The organism is Methylobacterium sp. WL64, assembly GCF_008039945.1.
GTDB lineage: Bacteria > Pseudomonadota > Alphaproteobacteria > Rhizobiales > Beijerinckiaceae > Methylobacterium.
In genome coordinates, this window is the sequence record NZ_VRVA01000131.1 from 1 (window position 1) to 13,269 (window position 13,269).

Here is a 13,269-nt window from a genome sequence, read left to right on the forward strand (position 1 = left end):
TCCCCGGCCCCGGCCCGCACCTTCGGGCGTGCGGCGAGCGCCCAGCCGGAGGAGGCGGCGAGCGATGCCCGCGCCCGGGCGCGCGAGGCCAAGAGCCTCGACGAGCTGGAAAAGATCCTGGCGGATTTCGACGCCTGCCCGCTGCGCTTCACAGCCAAGAACCTGGTCTTCGCCGACGGCAATCCCGAGGCGCGGGTGATGTTTCTCGGGGAGGCCCCGGGCGCCGACGAGGACCGGATCGGCAAGCCGTTCATGGGCCGCTCGGGCCAGCTCCTCGACAAGATGATGGCGGCGATCGGCCTCGATCGGACCAGCGCCTATATCGGCAACATCGTCCCGTGGCGGCCCCCGGGCAACCGCAACCCGACACCCCAGGAGGTGGCGGTGTGCCGGCCCTTCGTGGAGCGCCAGATCGAGCTGGTCGATCCGGAGGTGATCGTCTGCCTCGGCGCCCCCGCGACCCAGACGCTGACCGGCACCAAGGACGGGATCCTGCGGACCCGCGGCCGGCTGTTCCCGTACAAGCTGCCGACCGGCGAGGCGAAGCTCCTGGCCACCCTCCACCCGGCCTTCCTGCTACGACAGCCGGTGCAGAAGCGCCTCGCATGGCGGGATTTTCGCGCCTTGCGCGCCCTGCTCGACGGGAAAGCTTGACCGGAGCCGCGGAACCGGGCGTTCCCTCCCGTCATTAGAGTTTCGTCCCGAACGGTGTCTGCCGGCTTTCGGACATAGGCGATGCACAGTTAGGACCGCACCCTGCCCGGCGGCAGGCGCGGCATCAGGGCGGGACCATGCGCTGGGACGATCTACGCAGCTCCGACAACGTCGAGGATCGCCGCGGTGAGGGCGGTGGCGGCGGCGGCATGGGCTTCCCGGGCGGCGGCGCGGGCGGCCTCGGGATCGGCACCATCGTGGTGCTGATGATCATCGGCTACTTCACCGGCATCAACCCGGCGATCCTGATCGGCGGCGCCCAGCAGATCGGCCGCGGCGGCGGCCAGCAGGAGCAGACGGCCGACCCGCAAACCCAGTCCCGGCGCCGCCAGGCCCCGACGGACGAGAGCGGCCGGTTCGCCTCGAAGATCCTGGGCAACACCGAGGACGTGTGGAGCCAGATCCTGCCGCAGCAGACCGGCAAGCAATACACCCCGACGACCCTGGTGCTCTACACCGGCGGCACCCGCTCGGGCTGCGGCTCGGCCCAGGCCGCCATGGGCCCGTTCTACTGCCCGCTCGACAAGAAGGTCTACCTGGACACCGGCTTCTTCAAGGAGATGGCGAGCAAGTTCGGCGTGAAGGGCGACTTCGCCTACGCGTACGTCATCGCCCACGAGGTCGGCCACCACGTCCAGGACGTTCTTGGCATCCTCGGCAAGGTCCAGGCCCGCCAGCAGCAGGCCTCCAGCAAGACCGAGGCGAATGCCCTGTCGGTGCGGATCGAGCTGATGGCCGATTGCCTGGCCGGCGTCTGGGCCAAGAACTCGAACGACAAGTACGCGGAGCTGGAGCAGGGCGACATCGACGAGGCCCTCAACGCCGCCGCCCAGATCGGCGACGATTCGCTGCAGAAGCGCTCGCAGGGCTACGTGGTGCCGGATTCCTTCACGCACGGCTCCTCGGCCCAGCGCCAGCGCTGGTTCACCGCCGGCTACAAGAGCGGGCAGACCAAGGCCTGCGACACGTTCCGGACGGCGAACAACTGAGGCTCGGTCAGGGCTCCGGGGATACGGCGAGCGGGCGCTGTCTATGCGGGCGTAGCGACGCAACCCTGCGGCGCTACGCTCCCTGACCGGACGCTTCCCCGGGTCGCTTCGCTGCGCTCGTTCCGCGACGGGCATCGACCCCGCTCTCTCGCGCGCGCCGGCATCCCGGCGACGTGGATGGCGACAGGCGTACGCCCTGTCCCAGTCCGATCCATCCATTCCGATCCATCCAGATCGCGATGGCGTCCCTCGCCGTGGCTGCGAAAGGACAGGGCGCCCTGAGACGGGACCTGCTGCAACATCTCGGCCTCTCGCCGGAGGAGCGGGTCGACCTGCGAGACGTGGCCAAGTGGTGCGCTGCGCGCGCGGGCGGCCCGGCCATCCGGCACCATCGCCGATGTCGTCCAAGCCTTCGACGCAGACGTGACGCGGCATGCGCCTCGGACGATCGAGGCGATGAACGCCCGGGCGGAGGCGGGCTTGGGCTGGTGCGCCGGACGACGCACGAACATGTCCCTCGACACCGCCGTGTTGGCTCGGACTCAGGCCGCGAGAGGCCGGTGGCGACTTCGCCGACGGCGTCCTGGCGTAGGAAGGCCGGCGGCTCGCCGGTGAGATCGTCGTCTCCTTCGACCGGGAGGCTGTGACGTCGCGGGCCCGGCACGGGGAGGCCGCGCAGCGCCTGTGCGGAACGCGGCTCCGGTCGCGATGCGTCCCGGGCCGGGCTTCTCAGCGCTGGCTCAACCGCAGGGCGTTGGCCTGGACCTTCCGGCGGTAGCTGCGGATCACCTTGCCGTTCGAGGCGCCCGAGGCGACCATCAGGGCCGCTTCGCTGGCCGCCATGATCTTCTCCGTCACCATGCGCTGCGCCTCGATCTGCGCGGCCGGGCCGCCCACCGCGAACATCGCCATGCGCTGTGCGATCACCCCCTGAGCCTCCAGGCCCAGCATGGCCATGTCCAGGCTCGTCTTCCACCAACCGAACAGCATCGCGTTCCTTGTGTCTCGCGCGGGGCAACGGCCCTGCCTGTGCTTGGCTCCCGGCGCCGATCCCACGGTTGCGTGAGCGGCAAGCGGCCCCCCGACCCCGGCTTCGTCTTTGCGCCGTCTCGATCCATGCCGTAAGCGGCCCGAAGCATTTCCCCCGGACACGGCAACCGCCCTTCATGATACGCCTGGACAAAATCACCAAGCAGAACGGGCGGCAGCTCGTCTTCATCGAGGCCTCGGCCGCGCTCCAGCGGGGCGAGAAGATCGGGCTCGTGGGTCCGAACGGGGCCGGCAAGACCACCCTGTTCCGGATGATCATCGGCCAGGAGCAGCCCGACGAGGGCCAGGTCGCGGCCGACCGGGGCATCACCATCGGGTATTTCAGCCAGGATGTCGGCGAGATGGCCGGGCGCAGCGTCGTCACCGAGGTGATGGACGGCGCCGGCCCGGTGAGCACGGTGGCGGCCGAATTGGCGGAGCTCGGCGCCGCGCTCGCCGACCCGGACCGGGCCGACGAGATGGACGCCCTGGTGGAGCGCTACGGCGAGGTCCAGGCCCGGTTCGAGGAACTCGACGGCTACGCCCTGGAGGGGCGCGCCCGGGAGGTGCTCGACGGCCTCAGCTTCAGCCAGGAGATGATGGACGGCGATGTCGGCGCCCTCTCGGGGGGCTGGAAGATGCGGGTCGCGCTCGCCCGCATCCTGCTGATGCGCCCGGACGTGATGCTGCTGGACGAGCCGTCCAACCACCTGGATCTCGAGAGCCTGATCTGGCTCGAATCGTTCCTGAAGGCCTATGACGGCGCCCTGCTGATGACCTCGCACGACCGCGAGTTCATGAACCGGATCGTCACCAAGGTGATCGAGATCGACGGCGGCGCGCTGACCACCTTCTCGGGCGACTACGCCTTCTACGAGGGCCAGCGGAAGCTGAACGAGGCGCAGCAACAGGCGCAGTTCGAGCGCCAGCAGGCGATGCTGGCCAAGGAGATCGCCTTCATCGAGCGGTTCAAGGCTCGGGCCTCCCACGCCGCCCAGGTCCAGAGCCGGGTGAAGAAGCTCGATAAGATCGAGCGGGTCGAGCCGCCCCGGCGGCGGCAATCGGTGGCGTTCGAGTTCCAGCCGGCGCCGCGCTCGGGCGACGACGTCGTGATGCTGAAGGGCGTCCACAAGCGCTACGGCAGCCGCACGATCTACGAGGGGCTGGACTTCTCGGTGCGGCGCCGGGAGCGCTGGTGCGTGATGGGGATCAACGGCGCCGGCAAGTCGACGCTGCTGAAGCTCGTCACCGGCACCACCGCGCCGGACGACGGCTCGGTCATGGTCGGCGGCAGCGTCAAGCTCGGCTACTTCGCCCAGCACGCCATGGACCTGCTCGACGGCGACCGCACCGTGTTCCAGACCCTGGAGGACGCGTTCCCGCAGGCCGGGCAGGGCTCGCTGCGGGCGCTGGCCGGCTGCTTCGGCTTCTCGGGCGACGACGTCGAGAAGCGCTGTCGGGTGCTCTCGGGCGGCGAGAAGGCCCGGCTGGTGATGGCCCTGATGCTGTACGACCCGCCGAACTTCCTGGTGCTCGACGAGCCGACCAACCACCTCGACATGGGCACCAAGGAGATGCTGATCACCGCGCTCGCCAACTACGAGGGCACGATGCTGTTCGTCTCCCACGATCGGCATTTCCTGGCGGCGCTGTCGAACCGGGTGCTGGAGGTGACGCCCGAGGGCATCCACCAGTACGGCGGCGGCTACACCGAGTACGTGGCCCGCACAGGCCAGGAGGCGCCAGGCCTGCGCAGCTAAACCAGGCCTGCGCAGCTCACAGGGGCCTGCACGATTGACGGGGGTGGGCCGCGACCTTCGGGCCCGCTCCCGCGCCGGGTTTCCGGCGCTAAGTTCGTGGCGACCGGGCCGGGGGCCAGATGCCGTGCGACGCCTGCTGAAATTCCTCCACACGATGGGGTCGGCCGGGTTGCTGGGGGCGATGGCGTCCCTGGTGGTCCTCCTGGCGCTGGCTCCCGCGCCGGCCGCCCTGCCCGGCTACGCGGCGATCCGGGGCGCCATGGGGGCCGTCGCCACCTGGGTGTTCCTGCCGTCGCTCGCCGCGACCCTGCTGTCCGGGCTGCTCGCGATGGCGCTCAACCGGGCCTACCTCAACGCCGGCTGGGCCTGGGTGAAGCTCGCCACCGGGGTCCTGATGTTCGAGGGCGGCTTGGTCTACGTGCAGGGGCCGATGAACCGCGAGGCCGAGCGCAGCGCCCGGGCGCTCGCCGGCCTGCTGGATCCCGCCGCCCTGGCCGCCTCGCTGGAGGGCGAGCGCGGCACGCTCTGGGTGCTGCTGGCGGTGTCGGCCGCCAACGTGGCCCTGGGGATCTGGCGCCCGCGGATCCTGCGGATCCCACAATAGCCCCAATGGCCGGCCTGGCGGACTCGGAGGCCTGTTCGTCCGCACGCGGAAAAGGCCGCGGTTCGAGGGCGGCGGTCGGCAGGATAAACGCGATTGCCGAGCCCGGCGCGACCGCCAGATCCTTCGAAATACGCCGGCTAACAAACTACTTTCCGATGCAGAAACCGGAAAACAGCCGGTCCAGCACATCCTCGACGCCGACATGCCCGCCGACCTCGCCCAGCGACCGGACTGCGAGCCGGAGATCTTCTGCAGCGAGTTCGGGCAGAGCGCCCGCCCCGGCGAGAAGCCGGTCGAGATGCGCAACGCAGGCCTCCAGCGCCGCCCGGTGGCGGGCCCGCGTAACCAGCGCGTCGCCGGTGCCGAGCCCGGCTTCCGCCGCGATCTGAATCGCGTCCAGCAGCGCGTCCAGCCCGGCCCCGGTCCGGGCCGAGACCGCCAGTGCTCCGGGCGCCACGGTGTTTGTTAAGCCGGCAAAAAGATCGATTTTGGTACGCACCGGGAGAACGGGAAGGTCGGCCGCACCGAGATCCGGCCCGCTCCCGTCCGGGGGTACGAGGGCCAAGACGAGGTCGGCTGTGCCGATGCGGGCGCGGCTGCGCCGGATGCCCTCGGCCTCCACCGGCTCGGCGGTTTCGCGCAAGCCGGCGGTGTCGACCAGGAAAACCGGCAGGCCGCCGAGATCGAGGCGGATCTCGATGGCGTCCCGGGTGGTGCCGGGCACATCCGACACGATCGCGACGTCCCGCCGGCTGAGCGCATTCAGCAACGTCGATTTTCCGGCATTGGGCGCACCGGCCAGCACCACGACAAACCCCTCGCGCAGGCGCTCGCCCCGGCGGCCATCGTGCAGGGCGGTCGCGATAGCGTGGCGCAGGCCGGACACGCGGCCGAACAGTGCGGCGTCGAGGCTGGCCTCATCGACGTCACCCTCATCGGCGAAATCGAGCGCGGCCTCGGCCGCCGCCAGGCAATCGATCGCCTCCGCCCGCCATGCCGCGACCTGGCGGCTCAGCGCCCCGTCGAGTTGGCGCAGGGCCTGCCTGCGCTGCCCTTCGGTCTCGGCGTCGATCAGGTCGGCCACCGCCTCGGCTTCGGCGAGGTCCATGCGGCCGTTGAGCACCGCCCGGCGGGTGAACGCCCCGGGGCCGGCCGCCCGGCAGCCTGGGATCTGGGCCAGGGCCGTGAGCACACCCATCCGCACCGCCGTCCCGCCATGCAGGTGCAGCTCGGCCATGTCCTCGCCGCTATAGGTGTCGGGCCCCGGAAACCATGCGACCAGGGCGCGGTCGAGTTCGGTGCCGTCCGCGGGATCCCGCAGGGTACGCAGCGACAGGCGCCGGGGAGATGGCAGAGGTCCGGCAAGGGCGCCCAGCACCGCCCGGGCGCCCGGCCCGCTCACCCGGATCACCGAGACGGCGGCGCGGCCGAAACCGGTGGCCGGTGCGAAGAGGGTATCGGACTCGGTCATGCTGGTGTCACTGACGGTGGTGCGCGGCCGCTTGGAATCCGACGCGTTTCACGTGAAACACGCGCTCCAGCCCCTGTATCACTCCGATGCGGCGAGTCGCGCCCCTGGCGTCATCGATCGGTCACGCCGACGCTTAAGATCGGCGGGACGATCCACCGAGAGAGCGAGACGCCGTGACGTCCTGGACCCGCCGTACCGTTTGCCTCGGCGTCCTCGCCGCACCGTTAATCCTGAGCCAGGGGACCGTCCGGGCCGATGAGACGGCCCCGACCCTGGCGGAGATCGAACGGCGTCTCGGCGGCCGTCTCGGGGTCTCGGCCGGGACACGGGACCGCGTGCTCCTGAGCCACCGGGCGGACGAGCTGTTCCCGATGTGCAGCACGTTCAAGGCGGTCGCCGTCGCGGCCATCCTGGCGCGGGTCGATGCGGGATCGGAATCCTTGGACCGGGTCGTCGACTTCGGACCCGACATCCTCCTGAGCTACGCACCCGTGACCCGGAAGGTCGTGGAGGCCGGCGGCGGCACCGGGCGGATGTCGATCTCCGACCTCTGCGCCGCCGCGATCGTGTGGAGCGACAACAGCGCGGCCAACCTGCTGCTGACCGCGCTGGGCGGACCCGAAGCGTTGACCGTCTGGCTGCGCGGCACCGGCGATACCCGCACCCGCCTCGACCGGGACGAGCCGACCTTGAACACCGCGTTGCCGGGCGATCCGCGCGACACCACCAGCCCGGAGGCGATGCGCCAGACCCTCGGGCGCGTGCTGCTCGGTCCGGTCCTGTCGGCGGCCTCGCGCGGGCGATTGGAGGCCTGGATGATCGCGTGCCAGACGGGGGCCAAGCGCCTGCGCGCGGGGCTGCCACCGGATTGGATCGTCGGCGACAAGACCGGCAGCGGCGACAACGGCACGTTCAACGATGTGGCGATCCTTCGGCCGCCGGGCTCCCCGTCCGGACCTGCGCCGGTCCTCGCCTGCGTGTACGTCACCGGAGCCACGGCCCCCGCGCCGGCTGTCGAGTCGGCCTACGCCGAGATCGGCCGGCTCATCGCCGCCAGGGTGGGCGCCACCTGATCCGAGACTGCAGTGGCGCAGCAGGCCGGGTATCGGAGCCGGTCCGATACGCGCGCCTTTTTTGGTCCGCCGCGTCTTCTCACGAATTTCGGCCGCCACCTCTCGAGACGATGCTCCATGGCCAAAACGCCTGCCACCAAAACGCCTGCCACCAAAACCACCCGGGCGACCCTGGCCCTCGACAAGGCCGGGATCCGTTACAGTCTCCACGCCTACGCCTACGATCCGGACGCCCCGCGCATCGGCCTCCAGGCCGCGGAAGCGCTGAGCGTCGAGCCCGGCCGTGTGCTGAAGACCCTGATGGCGGCGGTGGATGGGCGGACGGTCTGCCTCCTGGTGGCCTCCGACAAGGAGGTCTCGATGAAGCGCGTGGCGGCGGCCTTCTCCGGCAAGGCGGCGGCGATGCTCAAGCCCGCGGATGCCGAGCGCCTCACCGGCTACCATGTCGGCGGTATCAGCCCGCTCGGGCGGAAGCGGGTTTTTCCCACCGCGATCGATGCCGGCTCGCTGTCGGATCCGGCGGCCGAGATTCACGTGAACGGCGGCGGGCGCGACCTGCAGATCCGTCTCACCGAGGGGGACCTCGCGGCCGCGCTGACGGCCCTGGTGGTGCCGCTGACCTGATCGGCCCCGAGGAACGCTCCAAGGAACGCTCCAAAAATCGTTCCAGGGGTCGCGACAAGCGATCACTTCGAGCGATCACCTCAAGGGCACACCCCGACGGTAAGCCGCCGTTTACCCTGGTGCAGCACCCTGGCCCGGGATGCGGGACGGGTTCGGCATGCGGGTGACGGCACGGCAGCGACGCGGGGCATGCGGGACCCGGCCGCACGGGATCGGGACGGTGCTCGGCCTCACCCTCCTGGCCATGTGTGCCGGCGCCCGGGCGGCCGACCTGGACGTCCGCGGCGGCCTCGACGCGCGCGGCAGCTACGAGACCGTCACCCGGAGCGGCCCGCGCTTCTTCCCGCGCAACGATGGAATCGAGCGGCGCCCGGTCTACGCCCTCCGCACCCGGGCGATCCCCGTGGGTTGCACGCCCCGCCGGGTGCCGGTGCCGACCAACGCGCCCGACGATCCGAGCTATGTCGGCTCGGAATACGGCCTGTCGCATCCGAGCTACTACGGCTTCACGCCGCCGCTCGGTGTCGACGACCCGTTCGGCCGGTCGCTCCTGCCTTACTGCCCCTGATCCGGCATCGGTGGGGTCCCGGCGCGCGGAGCAGGCTCCGGAGCATCGTCCCGAACGGTGGCGGCCGGCGTTCAGCCATACGCCGGGGCACATACGCGTTCGCCCACCGGGTGCCGGTTCCGATATCCGGCCCGATGCGCTAGATCGGCGCCCCGCCGCGGAGCCGGACCCGTGCCCGAATCGAATCCCCTGCGTTTCAGCGATCTCGCTCCCCTGCGCCAGAGCGTGGGCGCCTGGCGGCGTGCGGGCGAGCGCGTCGTCCTGGTCCCGACCATGGGGGCCCTGCATGTGGGCCATCTCGCGCTGGTGGCCGAGGCCCGGCGGATCGGCCGTCGGGTGGTGGCGAGCATCTTCGTCAACCCGACCCAGTTCGGCCCGAGCGAGGATTTCTCGCGCTACCCACGGGACGTCGAGGCCGACCTCGCCCTGCTCGGCCAAGCCGGCGCCGACGCGGCCTGGACGCCCGCGGTGGAGACCATGTACCCGCCGGGCTTCGCGACCCGGATCGATGTCGCCGGCTTGACGGACGGGCTGTGCGGCCCGTTCCGGCCCGGCCACTTCTCCGGGGTCGCCACGGTGGTGACCAAGCTGCTGAACCAGGTCGGGCCCGACGTCGCCCTGTTCGGCGAGAAGGATTTCCAGCAGCTCCGGGTGATCCAGCAGGCGGTGGCCGACCTCGACCTCGCGGTCGAGATCCGGGGTGTCCCGACCGTGCGCGAGGCTGACGGCCTCGCCCTGTCGTCGCGCAACCGCTACCTCATGCCCGAGGAGCGCGCGGTGGCGCCGCGCCTGCACGCGGTCCTGGCCGGCATCGCCGCGGCAGCCCGGGGCGGCAGCCCCGTGGCGGGCCCTGTCGCCGACGGGCGTGCCGCGTTGGAGGCCGCGGGTTTCGAGGTCCAGTACCTCGCGGTCTGCGACACCCGGACCCTGGCCCAGGTCGAGCGGGTCGAGGCCCCGGCGCGGGTCCTGGCGGCCGCGTTCCTGGGCCGGACCCGGCTGATCGACAACGTGGCGGTCTAACGCTCGTCCGACGCCCGGGCGCGCCGGCCAAAACGCGAGGTTTCGAAAGGCCCGCGACCTTTTGCAGGTGCGGGGCAGAGCCCTGCGAGGTGGCGCGCCGATCACAATCCCCGTTGCATTGGGTTGCGGATCCCGATCATCTTGGCCAATCACGCGGCTTCGGCCATCGTGACTGTATTCAACCGTGCCAGGATCCGACGATGCCGAGTCCTTCCGTCGACGCGAGCGAGATCGCCGTCATCCGTGCACGCCTCGCGGCCAGTCCTCGCCCGGCCGACCTCGCGGCCCGGCGCGCCCGGGTCGATGCGCTGGGGGCGGGATATGGCCTGCCGGACGATGTCGCGGTCCAGCCGGCGAAGCTCCGGGACGTGCCCGCGGAATGGACCGCCACGCCCGCCGCGGACCGCGACCGGGTGATCCTGTTCCTGCACGGGGGCGGCTACGTCTCCGGGTCGCTGGAGAGTCACCGCCACGCCGTGGCCCAGGCGGGCCGGGAAGCGGGGACGCGCACCCTCGCCGTCGCGTACCGGCTCGCGCCGGAGCACCCGTTCCCCACCGCGCTGGGCGACGCCCTGGCCGGCTACCGGTTCCTGCTCGAATCCGGGTTCGCCCCTGGCCGGATCGCCCTGGCCGGCGAGAGCGCTGGTGGCGGCCTCGCTTTGGCCGTGGCCCTGACCCTGCGCGCGCGCGGCCTGCCCCTGCCCGCCTGCCTCTGGCTCAGCTCGCCCTGGACCGACCTCGCGCTCACCGGGGTGAGCCTGGACACCAAGGCTGCGGTCGATCCGCTGCTCAGCCGGGTCTACCTCGCCGAACTCGCCGCCGCCTACCTCAACGGTGCCGATCCCGGCGACCCATTGGTCTCGCCGATCCGCGCCGATCTCGCCGGTCTGCCCCCGATGCTGATCCAGGTCGGTTCCGCGGAGACGCTTCTCGACGACGCCCTGCGGCTCGCCGGGGTGGCGGCGGCCGCGGACGTGGCGGTCGAGTTGCAGGTCTGGCCGCACATGATCCATGCCTGGCACCTGTTCTACCCGGAGGTCGCGGCCGGTCGGCGGTCCCTGGCGAGCGCGGGGCGCTACATCCGGGCGTATCTCGACGGGGCCGCCGGAGGCTGATCGGCCGTCGGTCCGGGATCCGCTCCGCACGGACTGGGACCGCGGGGCCACGCTCCCGATCATTCGGGCGATTCTTGCTCTACGTCATTGGCGCCCCGCCCGATCCATGGCCCGGTGATGGGCATGCGCCCCGTCCCTGCCCTCGTGGTCCTGACCCTGGCCGCCTCGCCCGCCGGGGCGGCCGAGGATGCGATCGAGGGTATGGCCGGCCCCGCCGGCGAGCGCCTGCGCTACGACGCGAAGGGCCTGACCTTCACCGTGCCCGAGCCGGAGATGAAGCTCCAGATCGGTGGCCGCCTCCACCTGGATGCTGGCGCGGCCAGCTTCAGCCGGCCGGGCCTCGCCGCGGCCTTCCCCGACAGCGTCGCGGTGCGCCGCTCCTGGATCGAGCCGACGCTCACCATCGGGAAGGATTGGGTGGTCGCCTTCCAGTACGATTTCAGCGACCCGGTCCTGCCGATCAACGACGCCTTCGTCGCCTGGACCGGGCTGCCGGACACGATCCTGACGCTCGGCAACATGAAGGTGCCCCTGAGCCTCGAATGGCTGCAGAGCAACAACGACACCCTGTTCGCCGAGCGCTCCCTCGCCAACGCGTTCGTGCCGGATCGCCGCTTCGGCTTCGCTATCGGGCATCACGGGCAGGCCTGGACCGCCGTGGCGAGCGTGTTCGGCGACGCCGCCAGCAACGGGATCACCGGGGACGGGGTGGCGGCGGCGGGCCGCGCCACGGTGGCGCCGATCCTGGAAGAGCGCGAGACCCTGCATTTCGGCCTCGCCGGCGTCTTTCAGAGCCGGAGCCGGGCCGACGGTGCGTTCGGCTTCTCCACCGCGCCGGAGACGTTCCTGTTCACGCGCCCCTTCGTCGACACCGGCGACCTGCCGGACGTGGCGCGCGTGTCCCGGGTCGGCGCCGAGTTCCTATCGCAACGGCCCCGTCCTGGTGCAGGCCGAGTATATCCACGCCGCGATCGACCGGTTCGGCGGCCCGGGCGGGGCCGTCCCTGGCCTCAATTTTCAAGGCGGGTATGTCGAGGCCGGCTGGGTGCTGAACGGCGCCGGCCGCGCCTACGCGCTGGCCCCCAATGGCGGAACGACCTACGCGATTTTCAGGGGCGTCCAGCCCCGGGACGACCAGCGGGTCTCCCGGGGCGGGATCGGCGTGTTCGAGCTGTCCGCCCGCTACAGCGCCATCGAGCTGAACGCCCGGGGCTTTCGCGGCGGCGCCGAGCGGGACGTGAGCCTGGGCCTGAGCTGGTATCCCGAGCCGAACCTGCGCCTGATCGCGAACGTCATCCACGGCCGCGTTCAGCCCGGCGCGGCCCAGTCGGACGCGCTGGGCACCGCGCCGTTCTCGGTCGACACCGTCCTGGGACGGCTTCAGATCTATTGGTGAGCCGCACGGCTCGGACCGCCGGTCAGACGGCTCTGCGCAGGACCGAGCGGAACGGCCGCCGCTCGGGCTCGGGCTCGGCCGGCGCGGGCGGCGGCTCCGGCGGCGGCGCGGCCAAAACCTCGGCGCGCACCGGCCGTGGCGCCGCGAAGGCGGCACCCTGGGCGTACGGGATGTCGAGGTCGATCAGGTCCGGCACGTCCGCCTCGTCGGCGACGCCGGTGGCGATCAGGCGGATGCCGGCCCGGGCCAGGGCCGGGGCGAGATCCTCGATGGCGATGTCCGACAGGCGCCGTCGCTCCGGCCCCGGCCGCAGCAGCAGCTCGGCCGGAACCTTGACCTGGCCGACCCCGAGCCCCGCGAGCTGGGCCACGTCGAAGCGCAGGTCATCCGCCCGGTCGAGGCTGAACCCGATCCGGCCCCGCAGCGACAGGAGCAGGCCGCGCTGCCCGCCATCGAGACCCTGCCAGCTCGCCTGCGGCAGCGCGATCGCCAGCCCGGCCAGGGCCGGATCGTCCGCGACCGTGCGGGCCAGCTCGCGCAGCAGCCCGGGCTCGAACAGCGAGAGCGGCGACAGACCGTAGGTCAGCATGGTCTCGCTGCCCCGGCGGGCGAGGTGGCGGACCACGATGGCGGCCCGCTGCAGCATGCGCCGGTCGAGCTCGGTGGTGCGGCCGTAGCGCTCCAGCACCGGGAGGAACGCCTCCGGCTCGGTCAGCTGGCCATCGACCCGCAGGCGGGCCAGCGCCTCGTAGGCCGTGACCTTGCGCTGGGGCAGGCTCACCGTCGGCTGCAGGTGGATCTCGAGGGCATCCGCCTCGAAAGCCCGGACGATCTCGGCCTCGTGGTCGGCCCGAGGCGTGGCGGTCAGAGGCGTGGCGGACCAAGGCGCGGCGGCCCGGGGGGCGG

The 13,269-nt window shown here is 71.6% G+C and carries 13 protein-coding genes and 1 pseudogene; 11 read left to right on the top strand and 3 right to left on the bottom strand.

Annotated elements, in window-relative coordinates; all coding sequences use genetic code 11:
* Window positions 1–654 (top strand): uracil-DNA glycosylase family protein (locus FV242_RS28950; RefSeq protein ID WP_147910432.1); only part of this gene is annotated, 654 nt, incomplete at its 5' end.
* Window positions 655–791: 137 nt separating this feature from the next.
* Window positions 792–1,703 (top strand): neutral zinc metallopeptidase, encoded by a 912-nt coding sequence (locus FV242_RS28955; RefSeq protein ID WP_147941327.1) that lies wholly within the window; start codon window positions 792–794, stop codon window positions 1,701–1,703.
* A 729-nt stretch (window positions 1,704–2,432) separates the two neighbouring features.
* Here FV242_RS28955 and FV242_RS28965 read toward each other — a convergent pair.
* Window positions 2,433–2,693, bottom strand: a complete 261-nt coding sequence (locus FV242_RS28965; RefSeq protein WP_147910434.1) for a hypothetical protein — start codon at window positions 2,691–2,693, stop codon at window positions 2,433–2,435.
* Window positions 2,694–2,869: 176 nt separating this feature from the next.
* On the opposite strand from FV242_RS28965, the gene FV242_RS28970 reads away from it, so the two are divergent.
* Both FV242_RS28970 and FV242_RS28975 read left to right on the top strand, forming a co-directional pair.
* Window positions 2,870–4,492: an ABC-F family ATP-binding cassette domain-containing protein gene (locus tag FV242_RS28970; protein ID WP_147941328.1), complete on the top strand. Its 1,623-nt coding sequence runs from the start codon at window positions 2,870–2,872 to the stop codon at window positions 4,490–4,492.
* A gap of 124 nt (window positions 4,493–4,616) precedes the next feature.
* On the top strand, window positions 4,617–5,096 hold the full coding sequence (locus tag FV242_RS28975; RefSeq protein WP_147899111.1) for a hypothetical protein: 480 nt from the start codon (window positions 4,617–4,619) through the stop codon (window positions 5,094–5,096).
* A 145-nt stretch (window positions 5,097–5,241) separates the two neighbouring features.
* Here the strand turns inward: FV242_RS28975 and mnmE are convergent, their stop codons facing one another.
* Window positions 5,242–6,567, bottom strand: a complete 1,326-nt coding sequence (mnmE, locus tag FV242_RS28980) for a tRNA uridine-5-carboxymethylaminomethyl(34) synthesis GTPase MnmE (protein ID WP_147941329.1) — start codon at window positions 6,565–6,567, stop codon at window positions 5,242–5,244.
* A 173-nt stretch (window positions 6,568–6,740) separates the two neighbouring features.
* Between mnmE and bla the strand changes: the two genes are divergently transcribed.
* The 7 genes and pseudogenes from bla to FV242_RS36185 all read left to right on the top strand — a co-directional run bounded on the left by bla (window position 6,741) and on the right by FV242_RS36185 (window position 12,363).
* On the top strand, window positions 6,741–7,640 hold the full coding sequence (gene bla, locus FV242_RS28985; protein ID WP_147941330.1) for a class A beta-lactamase: 900 nt from the start codon (window positions 6,741–6,743) through the stop codon (window positions 7,638–7,640).
* A 117-nt stretch (window positions 7,641–7,757) separates the two neighbouring features.
* Complete coding sequence (locus FV242_RS28990; RefSeq protein ID WP_147941331.1) at window positions 7,758–8,264, top strand: YbaK/EbsC family protein; 507 nt, start codon at window positions 7,758–7,760, stop codon at window positions 8,262–8,264.
* A 244-nt stretch (window positions 8,265–8,508) separates the two neighbouring features.
* The gene (locus FV242_RS28995; protein ID WP_147941334.1) at window positions 8,509–8,832 is read left to right on the top strand and encodes a hypothetical protein; all 324 of its coding nucleotides are present in this window, start codon (window positions 8,509–8,511) and stop codon (window positions 8,830–8,832) included.
* A gap of 171 nt (window positions 8,833–9,003) precedes the next feature.
* Complete coding sequence (gene panC / locus FV242_RS29000) at window positions 9,004–9,852, top strand: pantoate--beta-alanine ligase (RefSeq protein ID WP_147941332.1); 849 nt, start codon at window positions 9,004–9,006, stop codon at window positions 9,850–9,852.
* A 200-nt stretch (window positions 9,853–10,052) separates the two neighbouring features.
* Window positions 10,053–10,967 (top strand): alpha/beta hydrolase, encoded by a 915-nt coding sequence (locus FV242_RS29005; protein WP_147941333.1) that lies wholly within the window; start codon window positions 10,053–10,055, stop codon window positions 10,965–10,967.
* A gap of 273 nt (window positions 10,968–11,240) precedes the next feature.
* Window positions 11,241–11,828 (top strand): annotated as a pseudogene (locus FV242_RS36180) (porin); the annotation flags it as partial.
* Between the two features lie 82 nt (window positions 11,829–11,910).
* Window positions 11,911–12,363 (top strand): porin, encoded by a 453-nt coding sequence (locus tag FV242_RS36185; protein WP_281407116.1) that lies wholly within the window; start codon window positions 11,911–11,913, stop codon window positions 12,361–12,363.
* Window positions 12,364–12,385: 22 nt separating this feature from the next.
* Here the strand turns inward: FV242_RS36185 and FV242_RS29015 are convergent.
* A partial coding sequence (locus tag FV242_RS29015) for an EAL domain-containing protein (protein ID WP_246692938.1) occupies window positions 12,386–13,269 on the bottom strand: 884 nt, incomplete at its 5' end.